The organism is Embleya sp. AB8 (genome assembly GCF_049739465.1).
Lineage (GTDB): Bacteria > Actinomycetota > Actinomycetes > Streptomycetales > Streptomycetaceae > Embleya.
In genome coordinates this window covers 1-26,017 of sequence record NZ_JBMHHY010000018.1, presented here as the reverse complement: position 1 = coordinate 26,017, position 26,017 = coordinate 1, and the positions used below count along the sequence as shown (strand labels likewise).

The window sequence follows — 26,017 nt, the reverse complement described above, 5'->3', positions numbered from 1 at the left end:
GAGGGTGGGTCAGGAGCAGAGGATGAGCAGCGAGGTGAGCACCGTGCAGTCGGTCGAGGAACTGTCGTTGGCCGGGTTCGGGTCGGCGGGAGTGCTCGCGACGCGGGTCGCGGTGACCGCGTAGTCAACGCCCAGGCTGAGCAGGCCGACCGGGGAGGTGAAGTGGCGGGTGGCGGTGGCGCCCTTGGCCAGCGGGCCGACGGTGCAGGTCACCGTACGCCCCCCGGTGACCGCGCAGTCCGGTGACGTGGCCGTCATCGGGGCCGGCAGCGGCGCCGTGACGGTGGCCGAACTCAGCGTGCCGGGGCCTTTGTTGGTGATCGAGACGAGGTAGTCGAGGTGCGCGTCGAAAAGCGACGGCACGCCGGTGGCCTGGAGGTCCACGGCGACGTCGGCGGGGGTGGCGACATAGGTGTAGCGGTCGGCCGGCGAGGCCGGGCTGCTGCCGCCGGGGCCGGTCACGGTGATGTCCACGGTGCCGGGTGCGCCGGGCGGCGCGGTGGCGGTGATGGTCGTGTCGTCGACCACGGTGAAGGCGCCGGCCGGGGTCGCGCCGAAGGTGACGGCGGTGCTGCCGGTGAAGTGGGTGCCGGTGATGGTGACGGCGGTGCCGCCGGACGCGGGGCCGGAGTTCGGCCGTACGGCGGTGACGGTGCGCGGTTGTGGGACGCCGACGACGACGATCCCGTACGGGGTCTTCCCCACCGGGACGGTGGCCACCACCGTGTCGGTCGTGGTGTCGATCACCGTCACGTCGCCGGACGCACTGTTGGTGGTGTAGACGAATCGGCCCGCGACATGGAGGGTGAGATTGGCCGGGTAGTTGCCCACGGGCACGCTGTCGATCACGGTGTCGGTGGTCAGGTCGACCACCTTGACGGCGGCCGGGAACGCGGACACGTAGGCCCGGGTGCCGCTCGCGTTGACCGCGACGTTGCTGGCGTCGGCGATCGGCACGGTGGTGGTGAGCGTGCCGCCCGTGGTCAGGTCGAGGATCCACAGGCCGGTTTGGTTGTCCACGGCGTACAGGTGCGTCCCGTCCGGGGCGAGCGCGGCGCCGTCGGGCGAGCCGGGCAGTGCGATGGTCGCGGTCACCGTGGCGGTGGCGGTACTGATCACCGAGACACTGCGGCCGGCGTTGTTGACGGCGTACGCGTGTGCCCCGTCGGGGGCGACCAGGACCGCGATCGGGTTGGTGCCGACCGGGATGGTCGCCGTCACGGCGTTCCGGCCGGTGTCGATCACCAGTACGGAATTGCCCTGGGCCACATAGAGCCGGGCGTCGGACGGGTCGACCGCCATCGCGAACGGCGCGCCGCCGGTGGCGATGGTGGCGGTGACCGTGTCGCCGGCGGTGTCGATCACCGAGATGCCGGCCGAGTCGAAGTCGGCCACGTAGACCCGGGTACCGGCATGGTTGGCGGCCAGCCCGTACGGGCCGCGGCCCACCGGGATGGTCGCGGTGGTGGTGTTGGTCGTGGTGTCGATCACGGACACCGTGTTCGAGCCGGAGTTGGCCACGTAGGCGACCACCCCGGAGCGGGCGGCCGAGGCGGCCGAGGCGGGCAGCGCGTGGGCGACGAGGCCGGCCAGGACCAGGGCCAGGCAGCCGATCAGCGCGGTCGTCCGGCCGCCCGGCGAGCCTCGTCGTGGACGGTGGGCGCGGCGTAAGCCGCGATCGGGTCGGGTTGCGGCGAGCGACATCGGGATCCCCTCCCTGGAGACGGAGCACCCCCGGCCGGCCCATCGGGGCACACCGGTGTCGGGGCACGCCGATCCCCACCGCGCGCCGTCGTCGAGCCGCGCGGTATTCGAGCCCCCACCCGAATCGAGCCGGCCGCGAATCACGCGTCGTGATTCGTCGGTGCATCGCCGGAAAGGTACCGGGCCGATCGGCGGGCGTGTCGGAGAAATGGCCAAATGGCTTGGGAGGGTGGGGAGTTGGTGTATAGGAGGGTGCCTTGGCTGGCGCCTTGGCTGGCGCCTTGGCTGGCGCCTTGGCTGGCGCCTTGGCCGGTGCCTTGGCCGGTGCCTCGGCTGGTGCCTCGGCTGGTGCCTCGGCCGGTGCCTCGGCTGATGCCTCGGCCGGTGCCTCGGCCGGTGCCTCGGCTGATGCCTTGGCTCGGGAGCGGGTGACGGAGGTGCGGGCCGCCGGTCAGTGCTTCGGCAGATAGATCGGCCGGCCGAGGGCGCGAGCCCGGAGTGCGGCGGGGACGCGTGGCGCGACCATGCTCGGCAGCAGTTCAAGGGCTCGGTCGAGGGTGACGAACGCGTGGTCGTCGAGCTCCTCGACCTGGATCCGGATGGCCGCGACCTGCTCGGTCGAAAGAGTGCCGGCGTCGAACATCCAGCTGACGAACGGGCGTGGCCTGGGGTCGACTTCGGGCACCCAGTCGATCACCAGGAGTTCGCCGACCGGCAGTTCGAGGCCGATCTCCTCGAGGATCTCGCGCGCGCACGCATCGTGCGGTGCCTCGTTGCGGTCGATGACGCCGCCGGGCAGGTTCCAGTGGTCGCGGTAGTTGGGCTTGACCAGGAGTACCAGGTCGTCGACGTCGGTGATCAGCGCGGAGGCGGAACCGTACATGGCGGGCAGTTGCGCGTACCACTGCTCTTGCGGCAGAAATTCGTGAGTCACCCGATCGACCCTAGAGCGTGTCTTCAAGCCCGGGGACCGGAAGGCGCCGAGGGGCGTCGTTCAGGTGGCGCGGGGGCTGCGCACTCGGCGGCGGCGGGCGTCGCTCACGCCGTACCGAACCGGGCCCGGGGTTCGCCGTGGAGCCGGCCGGGCGGGAGTTTGCGGCCGAAGGCGACCAGGAGCAGGTCCTGGGCGGCGCCGGTCAGCGGTGTGCCGGTGCCGTAGGACCAGTCGAGGTCGTCGGCGCACAACCGCACGCCGGCCAGGTCCACCTTGAAGAACTTGACGCCGCGCGGGTTGATCGCGTCCAGCAGGATGCGCAACCGGTCCTCCGGGACCCGGCGGTCCAGGCCGAGGGCGACAGTGATGTCCAGGCCGTGCACCACGTCGTGCCCGAGGGCCGCCGTGGGCCCGCCCGGCGGCTTGAACGGGTGGTGTGCGTTGTCCCGCAGTGCGGCGGCGAGTTCGTCCGGGGACAGGGCGGCGGCGTCGGCCCGGGCCAGGCGGTCGGTCATCCGGTGCAGGCCGCCGCGCGCCTTGACCAGTTCCAGGCCGATCCGGGGCAGCGAGTAGCGGAACGCGAAGGACATGTGCGCGGCCACCTCGCGGACCCGCCACCCCGCGCACAACGACGGCGCGTCCCACTGCTCGGCCCGTAGGCCCGCCAGCAGGTCGGCCAGTTCCCGGCGTTCGGCGGCCACGGCGGCGGCGAGCGGGGTGGGTTCGGTGGCGGGGCGGTGCGTGTCGGTCATGGCATCCAGCCTGTCGACCACCCGCCGACAAGTCCAAGACCTGCTTGTGCTCGCCCTCAGCAGCGATGGTTATATCGACGGCTATGGAACTCCGCCAGTTGCAATACCTCGTCGCCGTGGCGGAAGAAGGCAGCTTCACCCGCGCCGCCGCCCGACTGCACGTCGCGCAGCCGGGGGTGAGCGCGCAGATCCGGCAGCTCGAACGCGAGTTGGGCCAATCCCTGCTCGATCGTTCCGGACCGACGGTGACCCCGACCGCCGTGGGGGAGGCGGTGTTGTCGTTCGCCGCGACCGCGCTCGGCGCGGTCGACGGCATCCGGCACGTCGTGGACGAGTACAGCGGGCTGCTGCGCGGCCGGGTCGTGCTCGGCATGGTGTCCGGCGCGGCCACCCACGAGTTCGACGTGGCCTCGATCCTGGCCGACTTCCACGACGAGCACCCCGGGGTGGAGATCGCGCTCACCGAGGACACCTCGAAGCACATGCTCACCGCGCTGCGCCGGGGCGAGTTGCACATCGCGCTGGTCGGCGTGGTGGACACGACGCCGCCGCCCGGGGTCGACTACCGGATCGTGGTGGACGAGCCGCTGGTGGCCGCGTTGGCACCGGACGATCCGCTGCTTCTCTCCGGGCGGACCAGCATCCCGCTCACCGCACTGCGGGATCGGCCGCTGATCGGGCTGCCGCGCGGGACCGGGCTGCGCGCGGTGTTGGAACGGGCGTGTGCCGAGGCGGGATTTCGGCCCAGGGTCGCGTTCGAGGCCGCCGCCCCGCTGCTGCTCGCCCAGCTCGCGGCGCGGGGTCTGGGGGTGGCCGTGGTGCCGGCGCTGACGCCGGCGCAGGCGGCGGCGCTTGGGCTGCGTACGTTGGACCTCGACGAGCCACGGCCGCGCGGGCGGATCGCGCTGGCCTGGTTGACGTCGGGACCGGCCGAGCCGGCGGCCCGGGTGCTGCTCGACCGGCTGTGCGAGGGGATCGGCGGGAGCGGGCCGACCACCTCCGGGCCGCATTCCTGAGCGCGGCCGGCGGGCCCGGAGGTGTCGCGTGCGCGCGGCGGATACCTCAGCCGGCGGTCAGGCCGCTGTCGTTGTGCAGGATCGCGCCGTGCACGTTGCGGGCCTCCTCGGACGCGACGTAGGAGAACATCGCCGCGATGTCCTCGGGTTGTGCCATCGGCCGCGGCGTCATCGCCCGGCCGACCAGGTCCCAGTCCACATCGGCGGGCATCTGGTAGTTGGCCACCAGGTTGGTGTCGATCCCGCCCGGCGCGATCGCATTCACGCGCAGCGGCTGCTTGGCGAACTCCCAGGCCAGCGACCGGGTCAGCTGGACCACGGCACCCTTGCTCATGGTGTAGACCACGCCGTACGCCAGGCCCATCACGCCGGCGTTGGAGGCGATGTTGACCACGTTGCCCGAACGCTCCAGGAGGTGCGGGATGGCGGCCTGGCACATGAAGAAGTAGCCGTCGAGGTTGACGCCCATCATCCGCCGGTAGTCCGCCTCGGTGACGTCGAGGACGTGCTCGGCCCGCGCGATGCCGGCCACGTTGCCCAGCACGTCCAACCCGCCGAACTCGGCCACGGCCGCCGCCACCGCCGCGAAGCACTCGTCCCGTACCGCCACGTCGGTGACCCGGGTCGCCACCTTGCCCACGAGCCCGTCGGCCAGTTCCGCCGTCTCGGCCAGCGGCGCGGCGGCGATGTCCAGGGCGAACACATTCGCGCCCTCGGCCGCGAGCCGCAGCGTGGTCGCCCGGCCGACCCCCGAACCCGCTCCGGTGACCACCGCGGTCTTCCCGTCGAACCGGCCGGACACGTGGGCTATCGACATGCGTTCACTCCATCTGCATCGAAAGAGTCGGATTCGGGCCCCAAGCGGCACCCACGACCAGTGGTGACGGATCGTGCCACAGCCGGGTTGGGGAAACCAGAGCCTTCGACGGGGCGGGCGGGCAGCCGGTCGGCTCGGCCGAGTCGGCCGAGTCGGCCGAGTCGTCGACCTGGGACGCCGCTACGCCGGGTCCTGACGGGGTCGGGGCGTGGGCGCTTCGGGTTGGTGGGTTTGGCGGTAGGCGCGGGGCGTCGTGCCGGTGAGGGTGTGGAAGTGGCGGCGGAGGGCCGCCGGGGAGGTGAAGCCGGTTCGGGCGGCGATGTGTTCGATGGGTGTGCCGGTTTCGATCAGGAGGCGCTGGGCTTCCTCGAGGCGGACGCGGAGGAGGTACTGGAGGGGGCTCATCCCGGTGTGGGCCTGGAAGCGGCGGGTGAGGCTGCTGACGCTGGTTCGCGCGTGGGCGGCGAGGTCGCGGAGGGTGAGCGGTTGGTGGAGGTTGCTCTCCAGCCAGCGCAGGGTGGGTTCGAGACCGGTGCTTTCGGTGAGTTCGTCGTCGATCGTCTTTTGTACGTCGTCCGCGTAGTCGTGCAGGGGCGTGATGAGTTCGCGGGACGTCCGGTCGGCGACCAGGCGGCCGTGGTCCAGGCCGAGGAGGTACAGGCACAGGTCCATTCCGCCGAAGACGCCGGCCGCGGTCAGGAACGGGCCGTCCTCGACGACCGTGCCGAGCGGGTCCACGTCGATCCGGGGGTGGAGTTCGGCCAGTTCCTCGATGTGCCGCCAGGCCGTCGTGGCCCGCCGGCCGTCGAGGAGTCCGGTCGCGGCGAGGGTGAACGTCCCGGTACCGACGGCGGCGAGCCGGCTGCCTCGGGCCGCCGCCGCGTCGAGCGCGGCGAGTACGCCGGGAGCCGGCGCGGCGCGAGGGTGGTCGTGTCCGGGGATCAGTACTACGTCGGCGTCGGCGAGGCCGGCGAGGTCGTACGGAGTGGTGATCCGCAGCGGGGCCGGGGCGCCGGTGAGGTGCGGGCCGGGGGGTGCGCAGAGCCTGATTTCGTATGCCACGTCCGGGTGGTCGCGGCTGGCCGTGCCGAACACCAGGGCGGGGGTGGTGAGTTGATGGCCCGGGATCCCGTCGAGGGCCAGGACGGCGATCACTGACATGGTTGGAATCTAGCGCCGGGTCGTCGGGCGATGGTGACGCCGCCCCGGGCCGACTCCCGGACCGCACCCTGGGCGGAACCCGGACCGCACCCGGATCGCCCCCGGGCGGCCCCCGGATCGCCCCACCCGCCCCGCGCCGGGGTGTCGACGCGGGGCGGGTGAGCGTGCCCTTTGCGGGTGCGAGCGAGTCAGTTCTCGCGGGCGGGTCAGTTCTTGCCGGCGAATCAGTTCGTGCCGGCGAATCAGTTCGTGCCAGCGAGTCAGCTCTTGCCAGCGAGTCAGCTCTTGCCGGCGAGTCAGCTCTTGCCGGCGAGTCAGTTCGTGCTGGTGACTTTCCGGCGAGTCAGTTCTTGTGGAGCGTCTGCTTGATCCAGTCCTTGTATACGGTCACGTTGGTGTACAGGCCCGGGCCGGTCGCGCAGGCGGGATCCCAGTCGCCATCTCCGGACGTGGTACCGACCAACTCCCAGCGGCCAGCCTTCGTCCGCTGGAGCTGCGGGCCGCCGGAGTCGCCGACGCAGCCCATCGCGCCCGGTGTCAGGCTGACCGTACACAGCCGGGTCGCGCCGGCGCGGCCGGCGCACTCGGCCTCGGTGCCGCGGCGGGTGTCCAACTCCTGGAGCCGCTTCGGGAACACCGCCTTCTCGATGTCGGTCGTGTCCCGGGTGGTGCCGAAGCCGAGGATCCGGGTGGGCGTGCCGGCCGGGCCCGCCTGCTTGGCGATGCGGATCGGCTGTTGGGAGACCGGGCGGTCGAGCCGGATCAGCGCGAGGTCGTTCTCGTTGGGCTTGGGGCTGGCCTGCGCGTACTTCGGGTGGATCACGATCTTGTCGATGTTGCGTACGGTGCCGCCGCTGGTCCGGTTCGCGCTGCCGATCCGCACCTGCCCGGGCAGGGTGATCGGCAGGTTGGGGTCGACGCAGTGCGCCGCGGTGAGTACCCACTGCCGATCGATCAGCGTCGCCCCGCACCCGGCCTCGATGTCGCCCGCCTTGATCGGGATCGACGCCATGAACGGGTATCGCTGCGTCGAGTCGTGCCCGTTGACGATGGCGCTCGCGCTGCCGGCCGAAACCGTGGCGCCGAGTACGACCGCCGCGCCGACCGCCGCCAAGGACTTGGCGAGCAGGCCGCGCCGGCGCCACGCGGGGCGGGCTTCGAGGAGGGTGGACCGAGAATTCGAGTGGGGCATGTGGTGACCTTTCGAGGCTGGTGGCAGGGGGTGTACGCGAGCCGGACGTCCCCCGCGTCCGTCTGCGTATCTGTCATCCTCTGTGCCGGAACCAACCGAAAACAGCTGCCTCGATGTCATCCTCGGCTAGATTCTGGACATGTCAGTGATCGCCGTCCTCGCCCTCGACGGGGTCCCCGGACATCAACTCACCGCCCCCGGTCTCACCTTCGCCACCGCCGCCCGGCATCACCCCCGGGTCGCCTACGACCTGCGGATCTGTACCGCGCCGGGGTTCACCGGTACGGGCGATCCAGGGGCGTTCCGGATCGAGACGCCGTGGGGCCTGGAGGGGCTCGACGACGCCGACACGGTATTGGTGCCGGGCCACGAGGGCTTTCGCGACGAACCCGCGCCGGAGGTGGTCGCGGCACTTCGGGCCGCCGCCGCGCGGGGGTGCCGAATCGGCGCGGTCGGTACGGGGACGTTCACCCTCGCGGCGACCGGCCTGCTCGACGGCCGCCGCGCCGCGACCGGCCGCCGCGAAACCGCCGAACTCGCCCGCCGCCACCCGCGGATCGAGGTCGACCCGCTGGGCACGGTGGTCGCGGACGGCCTCTTCCACAGCGGCGCGGGCGTCCTGGGCGGCGTGGACGTGTGCCTCGAGCTGATCACGTTGGACCACGGCGTACCGGTGGCCATCGAAACCGAACGGCAACTCTTCCTCCAACTGCACGCCCCCGCCGACGCCGGCACGGGCGCCGGCGCCGAGCCGAACGCGACCTACTCCGCCTTCACGCCCGCCGGCAGCAGCATCGAACCGACCACCCGATGGATGGCGGCCAACCTGCACGAACCGCTCACCCTCAACGACATCGCCACCCACGCGAACCTCGGCATCCGCAGCCTGACCCGCCGCTTCCACACGGAGACGGGCCTCACCCCACTGCAATACCTGCTCCGCACCCGCGTCCAACGAACCCAATGGCTCCTGGAACGCACCGAGGACCCGGTCGAACGCATCGCCGCCCAAACCGGCCTCGGCACCCCCGCCAACCTCCGCCACCACTTCCAACGCCAAACCGGCACCACCCCGACCACATACCGCACAGCCTTCCGCACCCTGGTCGCCAACCTGACCGGCACACCGGAACCCGGCTCGGGGCGGCCATAGGGCACGCCGTGGCCGACTATCAAGGACCCGCTTTGTGCGCCCGATGCGTTTCACATGTTGGTTGCGAGACCGGTCGACCGAGTCCGGCAGCCTTGCCCAGGTGCCGACGTGCGCGGAGGCGGGAGCGCGCGCCCGACTCCCCCAGGCACGGACCGTACGGCCTGCTGCCGACGCTGCGGAATGGGGCGGTGGTCGAGGGCCGCGCCTTGGCTTCCCTGGCTTCCCCGGCTTCCCCGGCTTCCCGGCTTCCCGGGTTTCCGGCTTCCCGGGTTTCCGGGTTTCCGGGTTTCCGGGTTTCCGGGTTTCCGGGTTTCCGGGTTTCCGGGTTTCCGGGTTTCCCGAGATTCCCGGGTGTGCGGGTCAGAGGCCGGCGTCGGTGAGTTCGGGGTTGTTGGCGTGGGCTCTGCGGGCGGCGAGTTCTTCGTGGGCCAAGTGGAGGAGGCGTTCGGCGGAACGTTCGCCGGCGCCGAGGCGGCGGCCTACCTCGGCGGCGGTCAGGTCGGTTTCGTCGGCAAGCAGGGCGACCAGGCTCAGGATGCGGTGGTCGCGGCGGGCGGCGGCGGTGAGGGCGGCGCCGTCGACGACCCGGCCCTGGTAGGGGATCTCGTAGTCGGCGGGTGGGTCGGGGAGTACGGGCGGTTGCTCGGGAACCGGATTGCGGGAGGTCGGGTCGGTAGTGGGGGCGAGGGCGGGGGTGTTGCCTGGTGGGGTGGGGGGTGGTGATGCTTCGGGGTGGGCCTCGGGTACCGGGGCGGCGTTGGGGCCGGTGGGTGCTGCGGCGGGCGGTCGGTGGTGGAGTTGTGCAAGGTCCGGCGATACGAGGGACGTTGCGTGGTGGTGGGCGTCGCCGACCGATGGTGACAGGGCGTCCGACTCGGTGCGTGGGCGGATGATGCCTGGCGCCGGGACGGCGGGGTTGTGCGGGCCGTTGGTGCCGGCGGGCGATGTGGCGGGTCCGGTGGGCGGTTGTCCGTCGGTGTCCGGCGTGCTCGGGGGCGTGGGCTCGGGGGCCCGGTGTGCGGCGGCGGTTCTCGGTGGCTCGGTCGGCTCGGCTCGGCGCGAGGTCCCTGCCGCCGGCGGCGGGGGTGTAGGCGGTGTAGGCGCGGCGTGAGTCGGGCTGTGGGTCGGGTTGTGGGTTGGGTCGTGGGTCGGGTTGGTTCGACTCGGCCACACCTCGGCCGCTACCTCGGCCGCTTCCGGGGGGTGGGTCGGCGTGTGCGGCGCGGCGCGCGTGGGCTCGTGGTGTGTGTACGCCGCAGCGGGCGGCTGTGGTTGTGGGTGTGGGTGGGCGTCTGTGGGGACGGGAGCAGGGGTGGCGATCGCCGCTGCGGGGTGCGCGGGGGCGGGTGCGGGGAGTCGGGTCGGGTGCGGGCCGCGGTGGGCCGTCCCGAGGATGCCGGTTGCCTCGGGGGCCGGTGCCGAGGTCGGTTGCGGGATGTCGGGTCCCGTCGGGCTCGTCGGGCTCGTCGGGCTCGTCGTCTCTGGCGTCCCCGTCGGGCTCAGGCGCGAGTCGGCGGCTGCGGTGTGGCCGGTCGGGTCGGGGCTCGGCGGAAAGTTGGCGGCCCCTGCGGAACCGGTGGGATCGGGTGTACCCGCCGGGGCCGGGATTGCCCGGGGGACGCCGGGCTCGGCCAGTGTGGCGGTGTCGGGATGTGGTCTGCCCTGTTCGCCGGTAGGCATGGGCATGGGCGTGGGCCAGGTCATGTTGGCCAAGTGGCTTACGTTCACCAGGACTCGGAGCTGAGGAAGCACGGCGGCCTCCACCTCCGCGTCGGCCAGGCGGACTCGGGCGGCGGTACGTTGGGCGAGGGCCTCGGCGCGGCGGTATCGGCGGTCGCTGCCACGCTTCGGGCGCGCCGAGGCGGCCCGCGCGGCCCTGGCCTCGGTGGCCTGGCGAAGCCGGTACAGCGCACGTGCGGCGCGGCGTTCGCGGACACGTTCCGTGGCCTCGGCGGCGCCCAGGTGTTCGTCACTGGCCAGTTCGGCCAGGACCAGGACCCGCTCGACGGGGTGCAGCCAACGGATCCAGCCGACCCGGCGATCGGCGCGGGCGGTACGGGCGTGCCGTTCCTCGGCCAGGCCCAGCTCCCACAACACGGCGGCGATCGGCGCCCAGATGCCGAGCGCGAACGCCTCGCCGACGTTCGTCCCCTCGCTGGCCGACATCGACGCGGACAACAACGCCAGTACCCACACCAGCGCGCCCGACAGACCCGCCGCCGCGCCGCGCGCCGCCCGCCGCCGAGCCCGTAGCGCACACACCACGGCGGCGAAGTCCAGGGCAACGAAGGGCAGATACGCCCACGGCCCGGACAGGCCCATGACGTCCCGACCGAATTTGCCGAGTTGGGCCGCCGAGAGGCCGGCTGCGGCTGCCGCGACCGCCGCCGTGAGCAGGTCTTCGACCCGCCGCCCACGCCGGTCCCGGGTCGCGGCCCGGTCGCTCTCCAGCGCCTGCCGGGCCGCCTCCGGGAGCGCGGCGACCCGCGCCCGCTCGGCGACCGCACGGCGCCGGGCACGTTCGATCAGGACGGCCGACGCGAGTACGACCAGGGCTCCGGCCGGATATGGCCAGTCACGGGACCAGTCCCAGCGCGCGAGGTCCAGCATGTGTACGACAACTCCTTCGTCCCGCGCGCGAAGCGCGGGTCCGATTCGGGAAGTGCTCGTTTTTCCGTGCGCGGGCACGGTACGTACGTCCGGCTCGCAGTGGGCGAAGCCGGCTTCGGCCGTGGGGGAGCCTACGCGCGCCGGCAGACGTGTCCTCGGCCGGCAGTGGCCGGTGGGTTGGTCGGCCGGTCGGCTGCTCGCTCGCTCGCTCGGTCGGTGGGTCGGTGGGTCGGTGGGTCGCTCGATCGCCGAGGGTGAGTGAAGGTGGTGCGGTTCGACGACCGGTCGGGTACGCGTGATCCGTGCGTAGGCCTGACCAAGCGCGCAACAGCCCGCCGACCGAGTCCAATTGGACTCATCGAGACCGGGCCTGGCCCGATCCCGACCGCGAATCCAAACGCGAATCCAAACGCGAATCCGAACCCGGTCCGAGCCCGATCCCACCCCCCCGATCCCACCCCCGAGCCGCAACCCGCCCCGCCGCGCGACCCGCTGCCGTCTACCCCCGCAGCACGTCCCCAGCCCCGTCCCCCGACCGCGCCCCCGGCACCCCACCGGAGTCCATCCCGCCCGCGTCCGCCTCGGCCAACTCCCGCCGTGCCTGGGCAACTTGCCGCTCGAGTTCGTCGAGGTACGCCACCGCCGCCGCCCGGTCCTGCCGAGCCAGCGAGGTCAACCACCGGCGCGGAATCGTGTCCGCCGCCTTCGCGGTGTAGTCCACCACCCGGCCCACCGTCCGATCCACCGTCCGGTCGACCGCCCGATCACCCTCCACCTCGTCCGGCTCGATGCCCAGCGAGTCGAGGTATTGCCGTACCTGCTCCACCGCCGCCGCGGGGGAGAATGCGTCCCCGATCGCGGCGACCGCCCCCCGCAGCACCGCCGCGGTCATCGGCACGGCCTCGGCCTCGGCCACCGTGCGATACACCGTCACGGCGGCGTCGTTCCCGTACCGCCCCGCGAGCGGGACCAGTTCACGCACCTGCGCCTCGTTCACCGCCTTGAGTCCAATTGGACTCAACGCCTCGGCGATCGGCCAGGCCTGGATCAGCCGGTCCGCGTACCGCCGTTGCATGTCCCAGCGGTCGAGGCAGTAGTCCTCGAAGCTCTCGTAGCGCGTCCGGTACAGCCGCGCGTCCCGGACGATCTGCAACGCCTTGCCCGCCGCCCAGAACGCCACCCGCAACGTCTCGATCGCCGCCTCGCACGCGGCCAGTTGCCGCTGCTCGTCGTCGATCAGTACCGGACTGTCGCTCAGCGGCCGAAACGGCGCCGGCAGTTCCTTCGCCATGTCGGCGGCGGTACGCAGTCGACGCGGCTCGGCCGCCACCCGGGGAGTACGTTGACGACCCATCAGATCGCCTGCTCGATCGCGAGGGCGAGCTTGTAGAAGTCCTCACGGGCACGCAACGCGGTTCCGCTCTCCTTGTATTGGGTGACCACGAGCCCACCCTCCGCCGCATGGGCGTGGATCTTGTACTTGCGAATCGGCTCCCGGGCCCGCGGATAGCCACGTTCGTCTATCCAGGCCTCGACCCGTGCACGGTCGGTCTCGCCATCGCGCGGATCCCACAGGTTCACCACCGCGATGTAGGGGATCCCGCGCGGCTTGAGCACCCGTTCGATCGTGTACTCGCTCGGCGACCAGCTCATGAACTCGGGCGTGATCGGTACCACCGCCAGGTCCGCGACCTCGAGCATGTCACGCAGCGCGTCCGCCGCCGCGCCGTGGCCCAGCGGGTCGGTGGCCAGTTCGGCCTCGGGGTCGGTGTCCATGAAGCCGGGGCTGTCCACGATGATCCGGGCCACCGCCGGATCGGCCTTCAACTCGGCGAGCATGCCGGGCTTGCCCTTGGTGGACATGTAGTCGAACGGGAGATGTTCCTCGGGAACCCGGTCCGCCCAGTCCTCCATCGACCCCTGCGGGTCGATGCCGCAGGCGACCACGGGTGCGTCGGCGTCGGGATCGAACGGCCCGGTGGGGGTGAAGTTCTGGCCCTCGACGGCGGCCAGATTCACCGCGATCGTGCTCTTCCCGACGCCGCCCTTGCGGTTGATGACGACGACGACCTTGGCTCTCGACGGTGCCGCCGACCTGCGGGCAGAGCTCATCTGGGACCTCCGTTGGCTTCCCCGTCACGGGTACTCGGACATCGCCCAGCATGCCAGAGGCCCACCGGGCAACCCCCATTCGGGACGGACGACACTCCGCGATCTCGACCACATCGGCGAATTCACCCGAGTCGGTGTCGATCATGACTTTCGGACATGTCGGCAACATCGGCCACACCGCGGCGACATCGGCGATGGGACGTCGGCGGGGGCCCGTGCTGATCACGCATACCCGTTCATCCCGTATCGCTCAGCCCGCCGCCCCGAAGGCGCACGCACCGGCGCGCACGGCCCCCGCCCCGCGCATGGGATCGCGCCCTCCCCGGCACCCACGCCCCCCGCGTACCGAAGTGATCATCGATGCGTCACCAACTCACGTTTCACGCCTTATGGACCGGTGTGATGGTCGGGAAAACTGCCTTCTGTACATCGGTACTTCGCACGTCACGCCACCCCATGGCCGCCGTCCATCCCATCCCGTCCTATCCAACCCTATGTCGCCCCGTGTCGCCCCGTGTCGCCCCGTGCTGCCCCGCCTCACCCCGCGTCACCCAACCCGGGAGGAACATGCCCACATTCTCGGGACCCGACCGGCCGCATCGGCCGCATCGGCCGCACCGGCCGCACCGCCCGGCCGCCGCTGCATGGTCGCGCCGGACGCACCCATCCGCCCAGGAGGCACCCGTATGACCGCTATCGACCTCGGCCTGCCCAAGGTTCCGGTTCCCGCGACCGTCCCGATCCGGCGCCACTCCCGACGGATCGACGTCGGCGCGGTCCCGGTGGGCGACGGTGCGCCGATCACCGTGCAGACGATGACCACCACCCCGACCGCCGACGTCGACGCCACCCTGCAGCAGATCGCCGAAGTCACCGCCGCCGGCTGCGACATCGTCCGGGTCGCGGTGCCGTCCCGGGACGACGCCGACGCGTTACCGGCGATCGCCGCCCGATCGCCGATTCCGGTGATCGCGGACATCCACTTCCAACCGCGCTACGTCTTCCAGGCGATCGACGCGGGCTGCGCGGCGGTACGGGTGAACCCGGGCAACATCCGCAGCTTCGACGACAAGGTACGCGAGATCGCCGACGCGGCCGGCGCGGCGGGCGTACCGATCCGGATCGGGGTCAACGCCGGTTCGCTCGACCCGCGCGTACTGGCCCGGCACGGCGGTCACGCGGCTCCCTCGGCGCTGGTCGAATCGGCGCTGTGGGAGTGCTCGTTGTTCGAGGAACACGGCTTCCGCGACCTCAAGATCGCGGTCAAGCACCACGATCCGCGCACGGTGATCGCCGCCTACCGGCTGCTCGCCGCGCGCTGCGACTATCCGCTGCACCTGGGGGTGACCGAGGCCGGGCCCAGCCTCCAGGGCTCGATCAAGTCGGCGGTCGCGTTCGGGATCCTGCTCGCGGAGGGCATCGGCGACACGATCCGGGTATCGCTGTCCGAGTCCCCGGTCGAACAGGTCAAGGCGGGCTGCCACATCCTGCAATCCCTGGGCCTGCGTCCGCGTCGCCTGGAAATCGTCTCCTGCCCGGGCTGCGGCCGACTCCAGGTCGACATCCACCGCCTGGCCCGCCGCGTCGAGGCCGCCTTCGAGGGTTTCCCGACCCCGCTCCGCATCGCGGTGATGGGCTGCGTCGTCAACGGCCCGGGCGAATCCCGCGAGGCCGACATCGGCGTCTCCTCCGGCAACGGCAAGGGCCAGATCTTCGTCCGCGGCCAGGTGGTCAAAACCGTCCCCGAAGCCAAAATCGTCGAAGCCCTCCTCGAGGAGGCATTGGCTCTCACGGACTCGACCTCGACGCCACCATCGACACCGACACCGACACCGCCATCCTGACCTGGCTCACCCACCCCGTTCCCGCCGCCCGCGCCTCCGGAGATAGGTTTTCCATGCGCACGCATACGCCTACGCCCACGCACAGGCGTATACGTACGCATACATGAGCACGAACACGAACGTGGGCATGGGCGTGGACGTGGACGTGGACGTGGACGTGAACACGAACGTGAACGGGTCGGTATGGGAGGCCGGGATGGCGGGCAAGCGGGCGTTGGTGCTGGGCGGTGGCGGGTTGGCCGGGATCGCGTGGGAGACGGGTGTCCTGGCGGGGTTGGCGGCCGAGGGCGTGGACGTGACCGATGCCGACCTGCTGCTGGGCACGTCGGCCGGGTCGACGGTGGCCGCGCAGGTGGCGAGCGGACTGCCGATCGCGGCGCTGTTCGAGCGGCAGGTGGACCCGGCGCTGCAGAACGAGGAACTCACGCCGACCGGGATGAGCGTCCAGGAGCTGATGGAGGTCTGGGGCAAGCTGATGGCCGAGGTCCAGGACCCGACCGAACTCCGGCGCCGGGTGGGCGAGATGGCGCTCGCCGCGCCGACCGTACCCGAGGCCGCCCGCCGCGCGGTGATCGAGGGCAGGCTACCGGCGCACACCTGGCCGGATCGCCGACTCCTGGTGGTCGCGGTGGACGCGAACACGGGCGAACCTCGCGTCTTCGCCAAGGAATCCGGGGTCGACCTGATCGACGCAGTCGCCGCGAGCTGCGCCGTACCGGGCATCTGGCCGCCGGTCACGATCGGCGACGCCCGTTAGGTCGACGGCGGCATCCGCTCCGCCAACAACGCCGACCTGGCCGCCGACCACGACCGCGTACTGGTCCTGGCCCCATGTCGGACCCGACCCCCGACGATTCGCACACCCGCCCGACCGGCCCGACCCGAATCGAGGTAATCACCCCCAACGAAGCCTCCACCACCGCCTTCGGCGAAGGCCCCCTGTCCCCCGAAACCCGCACCCCCGCAGCCCAATCCGGCTACGCCCAGGGCCGCACCTTGGCCCCCACCATCCGAAGGATGTGGCTGGAGGCCTGAACCGATCCTTCGGCCTGCACGTGTGTGGGGACGGCGGCGAGTGAGGGTGCGTTCGCGTTCGATGGCCTTGCCGACGTCGTAGCAGTGGGCTGCCGGGCGGCGGTTCCGGAGCCGGGTGGCCGGCTTGGTCCGGCGATGCCGGGTTGGGTACGCGGGCCGGCGGGCCTGCCGGCCCGCGTACGGGTCGGGCGGATCTGCGTGGCTGAACCCCCGCCGGGCCGAGCGGGTTTACATGAGGGTCCGCACGCCTCTGGCGGAAGGTGTGTTCGAGGCCGAATCGCCGCAGGCAAGACCACCAATAGCGGTCGACGTCGCTCGCGGTCGCAGTCGCGGTCGCGTCGGTTGTCGAGGACCGGAACCAAACCGGCTCGGCGTCGCGGCCTCCCGGTGGGGGGTGGTCACCCTGCCGGCCACCCGCACGCACATCCGCGACGCCGACGCAACCCGCGACATCCTCCGGCGACCGCAACTGACCCACCCGAGCATCGTCATCGCCCGAGCCGACTCCGCCTATCCCGGCCCGCTCGCCGACCTTGCCACCACAATCGACATCACCCTCAAGATCGGCCTCAAGATCGCCCTCGAGGTCTCCCTCGAGGACGCCCCGAGGCCAAACAACCAGAAATACCCGGCCCGACAGACGAGTTGCGTCGCGCCAGTAGCCGCTCTCCGCCTCGATCCGGCCCTCCACGGCATCACCGCAGGACGGCCCGGATCGCCAAGGAGGCCATCCCAAGTCCATCCGCTGCCCATCCGCGTCGCGGGATCAGAGCACAAGCACGGGCCGGGTGGAGAATTCCTCGAACATGTCCTCCCCATCCGGGCCGTACACGAACTCGGCCGTGAAGGGGTTGCGGTTGGTGGTGGCCAGTGGCAGCCAGGCAAGCAGGTGACCGTAGCCGCCGCAGGTCGACTCCCCGCCGTCCCCACCGTGCACAGACGTGGCATCGCTCGTCAGCTCCGTGCAATAGGTGTCGTAGCCAATCCGCAAGCCCAAGGCGTTCAACCCGTGCTGCGGCCCTGTGAGGTCGTCGTACGGAACACGGTCGAGGGGACATTCGTCACCCCACCGAAACAAGGTGTCCGCGCCCACTCCGCAGGCGTGCTCCCACTCGTCGGAACTCGGCATCCGCAGGCCACGCGCCGCAAGCACCTGCGCCATCTCGCCGGGCGGCGCGATCAGATTCTCGTCCTCCACAGTCATCAGCACCGTCGCCAAGGCGACACTCCGGCGGGGACTGAGCACCTGCGCGAGATGAGCCCGCAAATCGGAGCCGTAGCCAAATCCCTCGTCCAGACTCCCGGCGTAGTCGGCACTCTGCTCCGCCGTCGGCCGCCAAGCGTCGAGGTCGAACCCAAGCGTCACCGTGCCCCCGGGTATCAGCGCAAATTCCCGCCCATCCCGCTCGATCCGAACGCGATGCAGCGGGGCACCGAGGTGCTCAACGGTCTCGACACCAACCACCCGCCCACCCACCAGCCCCGCCGCCTCCCGGGCAACCCGACGCGCGGCGGGCAGATCGAACAACCGCCACCGTTGAAGACTCAGATCGGCGAGAGACATACGCGCCAACATCCCACGAACATCCGACACCGGCCACCTCGAGGCATGGCCGAGAGAAGAGACGGGGCCGAACCGGCAGTCCCCCCAACGAAACCGGCCGGGCCGACCACAGCCAGCGAACCATGGCATCACGCAGCGAACGCGGAACTATCCCCACCGGCGTGGAACTTCGTGGTGGGCGAGGAACCCGGGTGGGTGCGGTACGGCTCACCCCCACCCGCGTGGGGACTTCCCTTGCTGACCTGCGTATTCTCCAGGGCTTTGCTGTTTCGTAATGTAAATCGGGCCATTGCGGCAAAGAAGCTTCCTGAATGCCATCCGACCAGCACGTTATCGTGCCGGGTCGCGGATATGGGCTCATGCACGGATCTCAAGTCCTTCGACCAGCCATGTCGCTCCTCGCCGCAGTCGGCGCCACCGACTTCGCCGCCGACGGTCGCGTCGCGCGCAAACGGACACCGTCTCCCGCACCCCGGGTCAGGTCATCGGCATCGTAGGCTCAACCAATGCGACGCATCGACAAGTTGCTCCCGGACACAGGGGCTTGCGACTTGGACCGGCTGCGTGCGTACGACGCGGACGCGCTCGCGCGCTACGCCGCGGATCCGGCGCACGCGTGGTGGCGGCGCCGGCACTGCGTCCACGCGCTGGCCGGCCGGGTACCGGAGCCGTGGGTCGGCGCGTTGCTCTCGCGCATTCGGGACACCGGCGACACGGGCGAGGTACGCATCGCGCTCCTGGACCTGCTCGGAGGCCGGGCCGAACTTGTGCCCTGGCTCCGCCACGAGGACCGGGGCGCGGAGTACTCCAGCGTGTTCGACGCCATACTCAAGGCCCGTGCCGTGTGCGGCGATCTTTCGGCGGCAGGCGAGTTGGCGGCGCTCGCGTTCGATCCGTGGGCACACCGGCGGGCGATCGGCGAGGCCGGCATGGACGCCTTGGTCGACCGGCTCGGCGTCGACGTCGTGCTCGCCGTGCTCGGTGACGCGCGCCCTGCGGAACGTGCGTTCCGCGTTCGCGCGCGGGCCCGCGTCGGCGAGGACGTCACGGATGCGCTCGCTGATCCCGAGCGGGCCGTCGCGTACCTTGCCCAGTCGCTCCTGCGTGATCCCGACCGGCTCCGCCGCTACCTCGACGAGGCGCCGACCGTCGAGGCGAGGGTGTGGGCCGCGTACGCACTGCACAACCTCACCGAGGACACCGCCGAGACCCGGGCCGTCGACGACGCGTTGGGACGCCCGAGGGTCGAAGTCGCCGGCCTGGACGAGGAGATCCGCCGTGCGATCGTGCACGAGTACGCGCCGGTCTGCCAGCGCGACAGCGATCCGCGCTGGCGCCTCGAGGGGGTGTGCACCGAGCCGCCGGCCGAGGTCGACATATCCGGCCAACTGCGCCGCGCGTCAGCCGCGCTCGCGGCGGCGGGCCTGGACCCGGCGCCTCCGGTCCACTGCGGCGACGACAGCGGGCAGGGCGACGGGACGTACCACATCATCAGGTGCGGGGAGAACCGGTTCTACATCAGCACGCTCGGACGATTCGCCACCTGCGACGATGACGACGACAACGCCCACGAGGCGCTCGAATCGGCCGGCTTCCGCTGGATCGACGAAACCATCGGCTCGATCCGCGTCACGGACCTGTGTGTCTACTACTTCGGCGATCGTGTACCACTCGGCGTCGCAACGCTGCTGTTCTACTGGCAGGACTAGGGGTGTGGGAGGCATGCGACCAGTCGAGACGGAGATCGCTCGGCACGACTGGAAGAGCATGCTGTGCGGATGCGGCGACTCGGCAGAGCACATTGCCCGGGATTTGCTGCGACTTGCGGATAGGGGATCCCGACAGGAACCAAGCCATGTCAGCCTCGAAGGGCATGTCTGGTCTCCGGTGGTTCTGTGGGAGCCGGCTCCTGCCGTGACATCCGTCGTTCTGGCGGCGCTCGCGGACGACGTTGCGCCGACGGCTCGCGGGTGGCTCCTCGACCTCCTCCAGTGCATGGTGACGGGCGAAGGCACGGATTCGGAATCCGCTCGACGCGGACTCGATCTTCCGGAACTGTGCAAAGACCTTGCCGTGCAGAGTCTCTGGCTGCTCCACAAGGAAGTGATGTCGAATCGGGCTCCGGGAGCCGCCGGCGCCGCCTTCGAGATCCTCACGGTGGTGGAACCCGACAGGGCTCGCCTGCGACGCGTTCGGAAGATCGCGGCCGACTGGTTGCCGGTGTGCTGCCGGACGGGTCTGTGCGACGACGATGCGTGAAACCGTCGCCTCAGCCGCTGACTTCGCCTAATCCGGTCGGCCTCGGGTGGCTCGGCCGATCGTCGTGGGCGAGGAAGAAGGGGCATACGCATTTGGCAGGACGTACTTGGGGCTGTCTTGCGGACACGGGCAAGCTGTACCGGAGTTCCCCCGAACACAAGAACGAGGCCTCGCCCACGAACGCGCCCGAGGTCCCTTCCGTCGACTGGCCCATGGGGGGTGCCAGGGCGACCGCAGTCGGAAGTCGCTGCATTCGCCCCGCTCGAGTCGAGTCGAGGCGGGGTAGGGCCGGGTCGGGTCGGTACCGGTCGTCAGCCCGGGTGATCGGTCCGACCGTCGAGCGGCTCCGCGTGCAGGTGTCGCACGGAAAGGCGAGGCGGCCGTGACCCTGTATCGGGCGGTGCGGCACGCGGGGACATCTCCAGACATCGCAACACGCTACTGGCTGTATCCGACCTACCCATATCCGCGTGGGGACTTCCGGGCCGCCTCCTCGGGCACCCTGACCTCACTCGGTTCACCCCACCCGCGTGGGGACGTCCCTTGCTGACCTGCGTATTCTCCGGCGCTTTGCTGTTTCGTGATGTGAATCGGGCCATTGCGGCAAAGAAGCTTCCTGAATGCCGACCGACCAGCAAGTTCGCAGCGAGATCGGGCTCTTCCACAGCCGCCGCACTCCTTCCGCGCCGTCTACCTCGTCGGAGCGGACTGCATGCGCAAGTTCCGGCTCGCTGGACTGGCCTGTCCCCGACATGGGCCCGCAGGCCCCGGACCGAGGGCCACATTATGCGGCGGTACGGCATCTTCCTCGCCGCCCACGCCGAACGTTACGGCTACCACAGCCCCGGGCCAAACCGCTCCGCCGCCGCGAACCACACGTACCCCGACCCAGTTGGAGATCAGATCTGGAGCGGCCAGATCGCCCAGACCTCCGACGGGCGCAAGGTCCCCACCGGAGGGTGTTCGCGGGAGTCCGAGGACGAGATGATCGACGGCGTCCCTCGCGTGGAGTTCCTCAACACGGTCCAGAACCTCGTGATGGAATCCGCGTCGAGGGTCAAGACCGATTCCCGGGCACAGGCGGTCACCGCCAAGTGGAGCGAGTGCATGGCCCGCTCCGGCTACAGGTACGGCGACATCTGGGCAGCCCACGACGGCAACTCCGAGACAGGATCGGTGACTTCGATGGAGATAGCGGTCGCCAAGGTCGATGCCGCCTGCCGCCTGCCGCCTGCCGCAAGGAGACTCATCCAACGAATCTGATGTTCACCCATCGACGCGGCGCACCAGAATCAGTCCATCGCGGCGAACGCGGAAGCCTTGCGCAAGGTCAGGGACTACCACGACGCCCTCAAGTGGGGCGCCGCCAGGGTCCTAGCCGCCAGGCCCGTCTCCTCCTGAGCCCCGGGCCGTTCGCGTCACGCCCACCGAGAGGACGACTACCATCGACGACCCACCGGGCCCTCACCCGCCTGCGGCGGAGCCCGCCCCGATCCCGACCCGTCGACTGCGGACTGACCGCAGGCCGGCCCGCGACGGCCAACCGAATGTGGGTGCTGCTGTGCACCACGATCGCGGCGGTCCTGCTTGCCGGCGGCGGGCCGGCCGCGGCCCGGTTCGTGAAGTCCCCGAACGAGAAGGCGGCCGAGGCCGAGGAGCCCGCCCCGTCGATGATCACCACGATGTGGAGAGACGCGTACTCACCGACACCATGGCCCTGCGCGGCCAGGTCGCCGCCGGCCAAACCGTGGCCGTCTCCCCCCGCGCCTCGGCCGCGAACGGCAAGGACACTGGCGGCACAAACCGGTGGTGACCGGCATTCGGGTCAAGACCGGCGACGTCCTCAAGGCCGGCCAGATCCTCATCGAGGTCTCCGGCCGCCCGGTGTTCGTACTCCCCGGCGACCCCCGGTCTACCGCGACCTCAAACCCGGCCGCGGGGGACGCGACGTCGAACAACTCCAAACCGCGCTCACGGGGCTCAGCCACAAGACCGGCGCCCACAAGACCGGCGCCTTCGGCACCGATACCAGGGCCGCCGTGGCGTCGTTCTACCGGGCCCTCGGATATGACGCGCCCACCGCCGGCGAAGACGACAGCCAAACCCTCAAGGCCGCGCAGGACCGCATCACCACCACCGAACACGCCCTCGCCCAGCCCCAAGACGCCCTGCGAGCCGGCCCACCCGGCGCATCCGCGCCCCCGCCGACCGGACCAGCGGGCGCGGCGGCTGGAGCGTCGCCATCCGTGACGGCCCCCTGACCGAGGCCACCCGGGAGACCACCACGTGAGCCCGGACGAACTCCTCGAACCCCACCGCGAACCCGCCGCGCCCTCGAACCGCGTGGTCCCCTCCCGCCAACGCCTGCGGGACCTGTTCGCCGAAGCCCTCGCAGGCATGCTCCAACGCCCCGCCCGTTCCGTACTGACCGCCCTCGGAACCGTCCTGGGGGTCGGTACCTTCGTCGCCATCCTGGGCCTGACCGCCACCGCCACCGCCAGATCCGCGGACGCTTCAACGCCCTCACCGCCCTCACCGCCACCACCGAGGTCACCGAGGTCACCAGCGGCCAGGACGCGGCGTCCAACCCCTGGTGTTCACCGCCAACGCCGACCGACGCGTCCGGGCCCTCAACGGCGTCGAACACGCCGGTGTGCACTGGACCGTCAAGCTCCCACCGGGCACCAACGTCCGCGCCGCCCCCGTCGGACGCGACTCCGCCGGCCTACGGATCCCAGTCCTCGCCGCCTCCCCCGGCCTCCTCCGGCCCGCCGGGCCGCACTGGGCCACCGGTCGCGGTTACGAAACCTTCCACGACGCGCGGGCGGAAGCCGTCGCCCTGATCGGCGAAGGCATGGCTGGCCGCCTGGACATCACCACCCTCGACACCGCACCCGCGATCGTCATCGGCGACACCCCCTTCACCGTCTTGGGCATCCTCGTCGACACCGACCGCAAAGCCGGCCTGCTCCTGTCCGTCCTCGTCCCCCGCGCCACCGCCGAGAGGATGTACGGACCACCCGATGTCGCCGACCGCACCCGCATACTCGTCACCACGAAGATCGGCGCCGCCCGCCAGGTCGCCGGCGAAACCCCATACGCGCTCCGCCCCGACGCCCCCGAAACGTTCAAACCAATTCGATCCCCCACCCGACCCGCGCTCGCTACGCAACAAGGTCACCGACGACCTGGGCGCCCTGTTCGTGCTCCTGGCCGGGATCTGCCTGACCATCGGCGTGGTGGGGATCGCCAACACCACCCTGGTCACCGTCATGGAACGCACCGTCGAAATCGGCCTCCGCCGCGCCCTCGGCGCCAGAAGCCACCACATCGCCAGCCAATTCCGCACCGAATCCGCCACGTTGGCCGCACTCGGCGGCCTCGTCGGCACCAGCCTCGGCACCGTCACCGTCGTCGCCACCGCTGCGGCCGAACAATGGACCCCGGTCATCGACCCCACCACGGTCGCCGCCGCCCCACTCATCGGCCTCTCATCGGCCTCGCCACCGGCCTGATCACCGGCCTCTACCCGGCCTGGCGCGCCGCGCGAATCGAACCGGTCGAAGCCCTACGCCGCTGACCGAACGCCCGTCGCGCACCCGTACTCCCGCGACACGGCACGACGACCCACGGGGCGATTGGCGACGACGGCGCACCCACCACGCCAAGTCGACGGTCATCACCACCCGGGCCAATCACCCATCAACGCAACGCGGCGACGGGAGAGGAAGAAGAAAGGTGGTTCCCCGACCGTCGGCACGGAACTCCAAGGCCTTACGCCACGGATCAGCCGACGAACGTATTCGCCCAATGCCAGCGGTAGTAAGTACTTCTCGCCTACCGGCGTCCACCACAAGGTCGTACGACCGGCGAGGCGTCGCTCGACATAGACGGCGAGGGCGGGCCGGAGGTCCACCAGAGACTCACCAGGACCTCGCCACCCGGACCCGGGCCTACCCCGATAAACCCGCGCTCGCAGAGAACATCGCACCCCAGAACACAACCCGGCATCCCACGTCGGCCAGGTCCGGCTTCCCCTCGTCGTCGCGATTCGCGCGCCTCTCGATGTCGGCAGCGATCATGACCTCGCCGGGCAATTCGCGTCCACACAACGCGCACTCAGGGTGCCACCGAGCAACGACACGCCCTCAAGCGCGAACTACTCGCCACGGGAGGCACCTTCCGCCGACTGCACATTCGAACTCGCCGTCGTAGCCCCGCAACGACGGGTCCACTCCCGGACTCATCCCCGAAACCACAATGTCCTCCCAAACCGTGCCGACACGGGGCCCTGGCCCCTCACCACCTCGGCACGAGGAGCGTTGACGAACCGATGGACGACGGAAATCCGGGCAATGAAGGCCCTACAGGTGCAGAAGAGCACGTGATCCCCCACCCGACGCAAACGCTGGCCCCCACCTTCTCGTTGTTCACCGGGCCAACCACCATCGCCCCCACAGATGGGCAGAACCACCGAGACAAAACCGCTCAAGGTCGGCCGCATCCGCCCCGGGAGCCCTTGATGCTCAATCAGCCGCACCCCCTGCCGCACCAAACACCCAGAGAACCTGGGCCCCTGATCCTCGGCTGGTTCACCCCCACCCGCGTGGGGACTTCACTTGCTGACCTGCACATTCTTCACCGCGCTACCGTTTCGTAATGCAAATGAGGTCATTGAGGCAAGAAGCTCTCCTGATACCACCTGACCAGCACTTCCGCAGCAACGTCGGGCTTCTCCGCACAACGCGTCGAAGAGGCGAGGAAACTCGCCCCCTCGCACGCGATTGCCACTCACCCTGAGAATCACACAACCCGGAGACGGATGTTGCCCCAAACCGGCAAGCCGAGCCCGCACGGCGCGAGACCCGCACCTGCATAGACGTTCCGGAGGACTTCATAGGCGGCGCCGGGCCCGTGGAAGGCCAGGTGGGAAACCGTCGGGAAGGACGATCTGCGGCCGATCGTGGTCAGCGGAGTGATGGCGGTCCTGCTTGGCAATGTGGTGAGGCCAGACCCACCACGTCAATCGGCGATGGTCCACAAAGGATCACTGATCGTCGTCAGCGTCGTGACCCCGGCGAAATCCGCCCAGGAGACGAAGACATCGTTGATCCGCGGTGTGGTGCAGTCGATCGACATGCATCAAGGCCACGACGCCTTTACGGCGTACCTGCGGTTCCTCGGCCCTCAACACCCGGGCGACCCGGACGACCCGGACGACCCGAGGAAGAATCGCGTCCGCGTCCCGATGGCTGAGCGCCACTGCGATCACTCCCGCCCAACGAGCAACTCACGACGGTCAAAGCCCGAATCGACGTCCTCAGGCGGCTCGATCCATCGCAGAGTCGCTCCTTCCCTGCCCGTTCAAGGCAGGCGCCCGGCGCGCCCTCGTCGGGCCGCGCGGACTAAGAAGTGGTCTCATTTGGCGTATCGCCGGTAGCAGATGAGTGCGGAGGCGATGCTGACGAACGCACCGAAGTGAGAGGCCTTGACCTCGTATCGGCGGTGGAGTCGGCGGAAGGCGTTGAGCCACGCCACCGTTCTCTCCACGACCCACCTGTGTCGGCCCAGGCGTTGGGAGGACTCGATGCCGCGTCGGGCGATGCGATGAGCGATGCGACGTTTCCGCAGGTAAGCGCGGACGAAGCGATGGTCGTAGGCCTTGTCGCCGTGGAGTTTCGCGGGTCTTCGACGCCGGGGTCCGCGGCGGGAGCGGATCGGTGGGATGCCCTCGACGAGCGGTATCAGGGCCTGGCTGTCGTGGGTGTTGGCGCCGGAGATCCCGATCGAGACGGGCAGACCGGTGCGTTCGGTCAGCAAATGGATCTTCGACCCGCTCTTGCCCCGATCCACAGGATTCGGAC

The 26,017-nt window shown here is 70.5% G+C and carries 22 protein-coding genes; 10 read left to right on the top strand and 12 right to left on the bottom strand.

What is annotated here, in order from left to right:
* Positions 1 to 9 precede the first annotated feature (9 nt).
* The 3 genes from ABIA38_RS26230 to ABIA38_RS26220 all read right to left on the bottom strand — a co-directional run bounded on the left by ABIA38_RS26230 (position 10) and on the right by ABIA38_RS26220 (position 3,390).
* Positions 10 to 1,704, bottom strand: coding sequence for an IPT/TIG domain-containing protein (locus ABIA38_RS26230; protein ID WP_424641287.1), 1,695 nt, complete (start codon positions 1,702 to 1,704; stop codon positions 10 to 12).
* 451 nt (positions 1,705 to 2,155) lie between these two features.
* The gene (locus ABIA38_RS26225; RefSeq protein ID WP_424641286.1) at positions 2,156 to 2,638 is read right to left on the bottom strand and encodes an NUDIX domain-containing protein; all 483 of its coding nucleotides are present in this window, start codon (positions 2,636 to 2,638) and stop codon (positions 2,156 to 2,158) included.
* A gap of 104 nt (positions 2,639 to 2,742) precedes the next feature.
* Positions 2,743 to 3,390, bottom strand: a complete 648-nt coding sequence (locus ABIA38_RS26220; protein ID WP_424641285.1) for a maleylpyruvate isomerase family mycothiol-dependent enzyme — start codon at positions 3,388 to 3,390, stop codon at positions 2,743 to 2,745.
* Positions 3,391 to 3,473: 83 nt separating this feature from the next.
* On the opposite strand from ABIA38_RS26220, the gene ABIA38_RS26215 reads away from it, so the two are divergent.
* Positions 3,474 to 4,406, top strand: coding sequence for a LysR family transcriptional regulator (locus ABIA38_RS26215; protein ID WP_424641284.1), 933 nt, complete (start codon positions 3,474 to 3,476; stop codon positions 4,404 to 4,406).
* A gap of 46 nt (positions 4,407 to 4,452) precedes the next feature.
* Here the strand turns inward: ABIA38_RS26215 and ABIA38_RS26210 are convergent, their stop codons facing one another.
* The 3 genes from ABIA38_RS26210 to ABIA38_RS26200 form a co-directional block, all read right to left on the bottom strand.
* Positions 4,453 to 5,223 carry an SDR family NAD(P)-dependent oxidoreductase gene (locus ABIA38_RS26210; protein WP_424641283.1) on the bottom strand — a complete coding sequence of 257 codons (771 nt, stop codon included), beginning with the start codon at positions 5,221 to 5,223 and terminating at the stop codon, positions 4,453 to 4,455.
* Between the two features lie 180 nt (positions 5,224 to 5,403).
* Positions 5,404 to 6,384, bottom strand: a complete 981-nt coding sequence (locus tag ABIA38_RS26205; protein ID WP_424641282.1) for a GlxA family transcriptional regulator — start codon at positions 6,382 to 6,384, stop codon at positions 5,404 to 5,406.
* Positions 6,385 to 6,727: 343 nt separating this feature from the next.
* Positions 6,728 to 7,576 (bottom strand): S1 family peptidase, encoded by an 849-nt coding sequence (locus ABIA38_RS26200; RefSeq protein ID WP_424641281.1) that lies wholly within the window; start codon positions 7,574 to 7,576, stop codon positions 6,728 to 6,730.
* Positions 7,577 to 7,715: 139 nt separating this feature from the next.
* Here ABIA38_RS26200 and ABIA38_RS26195 point away from each other — a divergent pair, with 139 nt between their 5' ends.
* Complete coding sequence (locus ABIA38_RS26195; protein ID WP_424641280.1) at positions 7,716 to 8,729, top strand: GlxA family transcriptional regulator; 1,014 nt, start codon at positions 7,716 to 7,718, stop codon at positions 8,727 to 8,729.
* 360 nt (positions 8,730 to 9,089) lie between these two features.
* Here the strand turns inward: ABIA38_RS26195 and ABIA38_RS26190 are convergent, their stop codons facing one another.
* From ABIA38_RS26190 to ABIA38_RS26180, 3 genes are all read right to left on the bottom strand, one after another.
* A complete protein-coding gene (locus tag ABIA38_RS26190) occupies positions 9,090 to 11,339 on the bottom strand; it encodes a hypothetical protein (RefSeq protein ID WP_424641279.1) in 2,250 nt (749 codons plus the stop codon).
* A 499-nt stretch (positions 11,340 to 11,838) separates the two neighbouring features.
* A complete protein-coding gene (locus ABIA38_RS26185; protein ID WP_424641278.1) occupies positions 11,839 to 12,693 on the bottom strand; it encodes a hypothetical protein in 855 nt (284 codons plus the stop codon).
* Complete coding sequence (locus tag ABIA38_RS26180; RefSeq protein ID WP_424641277.1) at positions 12,693 to 13,451, bottom strand: ParA family protein; 759 nt, start codon at positions 13,449 to 13,451, stop codon at positions 12,693 to 12,695. Before ABIA38_RS26180 ends, ABIA38_RS26185 begins: the two co-directional genes overlap by 1 nt.
* Positions 13,452 to 14,137: 686 nt before the next feature.
* Here ABIA38_RS26180 and ispG point away from each other — a divergent pair.
* The 3 genes from ispG (at position 14,138) to ABIA38_RS26165 (ending at position 16,330) form a co-directional block, all read left to right on the top strand.
* Positions 14,138 to 15,295 (top strand): flavodoxin-dependent (E)-4-hydroxy-3-methylbut-2-enyl-diphosphate synthase, encoded by a 1,158-nt coding sequence (gene ispG, locus ABIA38_RS26175; RefSeq protein WP_424641276.1) that lies wholly within the window; start codon positions 14,138 to 14,140, stop codon positions 15,293 to 15,295.
* A gap of 103 nt (positions 15,296 to 15,398) precedes the next feature.
* Positions 15,399 to 16,052 carry a patatin-like phospholipase family protein gene (locus ABIA38_RS26170; protein WP_424641275.1) on the top strand — a complete coding sequence of 218 codons (654 nt, stop codon included), beginning with the start codon at positions 15,399 to 15,401 and terminating at the stop codon, positions 16,050 to 16,052.
* Positions 16,053 to 16,126: 74 nt separating this feature from the next.
* Positions 16,127 to 16,330, top strand: coding sequence for a hypothetical protein (locus ABIA38_RS26165; protein WP_424641274.1), 204 nt, complete (start codon positions 16,127 to 16,129; stop codon positions 16,328 to 16,330).
* A 766-nt stretch (positions 16,331 to 17,096) separates the two neighbouring features.
* On the opposite strand, the gene ABIA38_RS26160 is transcribed toward ABIA38_RS26165, so the two are convergent.
* On the bottom strand, positions 17,097 to 17,894 hold the full coding sequence (locus ABIA38_RS26160; RefSeq protein WP_424641273.1) for a hypothetical protein: 798 nt from the start codon (positions 17,892 to 17,894) through the stop codon (positions 17,097 to 17,099).
* A 506-nt stretch (positions 17,895 to 18,400) separates the two neighbouring features.
* On the opposite strand from ABIA38_RS26160, the gene ABIA38_RS26155 reads away from it, so the two are divergent.
* The 4 genes from ABIA38_RS26155 to ABIA38_RS26140 all read left to right on the top strand — a co-directional run bounded on the left by ABIA38_RS26155 (position 18,401) and on the right by ABIA38_RS26140 (position 22,414).
* Complete coding sequence (locus ABIA38_RS26155; RefSeq protein ID WP_424641272.1) at positions 18,401 to 19,603, top strand: hypothetical protein; 1,203 nt, start codon at positions 18,401 to 18,403, stop codon at positions 19,601 to 19,603.
* Between the two features lie 13 nt (positions 19,604 to 19,616).
* A complete protein-coding gene (locus ABIA38_RS26150; RefSeq protein WP_424641271.1) occupies positions 19,617 to 20,153 on the top strand; it encodes a hypothetical protein in 537 nt (178 codons plus the stop codon).
* 786 nt (positions 20,154 to 20,939) lie between these two features.
* Complete coding sequence (locus ABIA38_RS26145; RefSeq protein WP_424641270.1) at positions 20,940 to 21,416, top strand: hypothetical protein; 477 nt, start codon at positions 20,940 to 20,942, stop codon at positions 21,414 to 21,416.
* On the top strand, positions 21,416 to 22,414 hold the full coding sequence (locus ABIA38_RS26140) for a peptidoglycan-binding domain-containing protein (RefSeq protein ID WP_424641269.1): 999 nt from the start codon (positions 21,416 to 21,418) through the stop codon (positions 22,412 to 22,414). Before ABIA38_RS26145 ends, ABIA38_RS26140 begins: the two co-directional genes overlap by 1 nt.
* 464 nt (positions 22,415 to 22,878) lie before the next feature.
* Here ABIA38_RS26140 and ABIA38_RS26135 read toward each other — a convergent pair whose 3' ends face one another.
* Complete coding sequence (locus ABIA38_RS26135; protein WP_424641268.1) at positions 22,879 to 23,334, bottom strand: hypothetical protein; 456 nt, start codon at positions 23,332 to 23,334, stop codon at positions 22,879 to 22,881.
* A gap of 22 nt (positions 23,335 to 23,356) precedes the next feature.
* On the opposite strand from ABIA38_RS26135, the gene ABIA38_RS26130 reads away from it, so the two are divergent.
* Positions 23,357 to 23,668, top strand: coding sequence for an ABC transporter permease (locus ABIA38_RS26130; protein ID WP_424641267.1), 312 nt, complete (start codon positions 23,357 to 23,359; stop codon positions 23,666 to 23,668).
* Between the two features lie 1,903 nt (positions 23,669 to 25,571).
* On the opposite strand, the gene ABIA38_RS26125 is transcribed toward ABIA38_RS26130, so the two are convergent.
* A partial coding sequence (locus ABIA38_RS26125) for an IS5 family transposase (protein WP_424641266.1) occupies positions 25,572 to 26,017 on the bottom strand: 446 nt, incomplete at its 5' end.

Coding starts and splice junctions, on each gene's coding strand:
- ABIA38_RS26230 (WP_424641287.1), bottom strand. CDS start 1,704: ATGTCGCTCGCCGCAACCCGACCCGATCGCGGCTTACGCCGCGCCCAC.
- ABIA38_RS26220 (WP_424641285.1), bottom strand. CDS start 3,390: ATGACCGACACGCACCGCCCCGCCACCGAACCCACCCCGCTCGCCGCC.
- ABIA38_RS26215 (WP_424641284.1), top strand. CDS start 3,474: ATGGAACTCCGCCAGTTGCAATACCTCGTCGCCGTGGCGGAAGAAGGC.
- ABIA38_RS26210 (WP_424641283.1), bottom strand. CDS start 5,223: ATGTCGATAGCCCACGTGTCCGGCCGGTTCGACGGGAAGACCGCGGTG.
- ABIA38_RS26205 (WP_424641282.1), bottom strand. CDS start 6,384: ATGTCAGTGATCGCCGTCCTGGCCCTCGACGGGATCCCGGGCCATCAA.
- ABIA38_RS26200 (WP_424641281.1), bottom strand. CDS start 7,576: ATGCCCCACTCGAATTCTCGGTCCACCCTCCTCGAAGCCCGCCCCGCG.
- ABIA38_RS26195 (WP_424641280.1), top strand. CDS start 7,716: ATGTCAGTGATCGCCGTCCTCGCCCTCGACGGGGTCCCCGGACATCAA.
- ABIA38_RS26190 (WP_424641279.1), bottom strand. CDS start 11,339: ATGCTGGACCTCGCGCGCTGGGACTGGTCCCGTGACTGGCCATATCCG.
- ABIA38_RS26185 (WP_424641278.1), bottom strand. CDS start 12,693: ATGGGTCGTCAACGTACTCCCCGGGTGGCGGCCGAGCCGCGTCGACTG.
- ABIA38_RS26180 (WP_424641277.1), bottom strand. CDS start 13,451: ATGAGCTCTGCCCGCAGGTCGGCGGCACCGTCGAGAGCCAAGGTCGTC.
- ispG (WP_424641276.1), top strand. CDS start 14,138: ATGACCGCTATCGACCTCGGCCTGCCCAAGGTTCCGGTTCCCGCGACC.
- ABIA38_RS26170 (WP_424641275.1), top strand. CDS start 15,399: ATGAGCACGAACACGAACGTGGGCATGGGCGTGGACGTGGACGTGGAC.
- ABIA38_RS26165 (WP_424641274.1), top strand. CDS start 16,127: ATGTCGGACCCGACCCCCGACGATTCGCACACCCGCCCGACCGGCCCG.
- ABIA38_RS26160 (WP_424641273.1), bottom strand. CDS start 17,894: ATGTCTCTCGCCGATCTGAGTCTTCAACGGTGGCGGTTGTTCGATCTG.
- ABIA38_RS26155 (WP_424641272.1), top strand. CDS start 18,401: ATGCGACGCATCGACAAGTTGCTCCCGGACACAGGGGCTTGCGACTTG.
- ABIA38_RS26150 (WP_424641271.1), top strand. CDS start 19,617: ATGCGACCAGTCGAGACGGAGATCGCTCGGCACGACTGGAAGAGCATG.
- ABIA38_RS26145 (WP_424641270.1), top strand. CDS start 20,940: ATGCGGCGGTACGGCATCTTCCTCGCCGCCCACGCCGAACGTTACGGC.
- ABIA38_RS26140 (WP_424641269.1), top strand. CDS start 21,416: ATGTTCACCCATCGACGCGGCGCACCAGAATCAGTCCATCGCGGCGAA.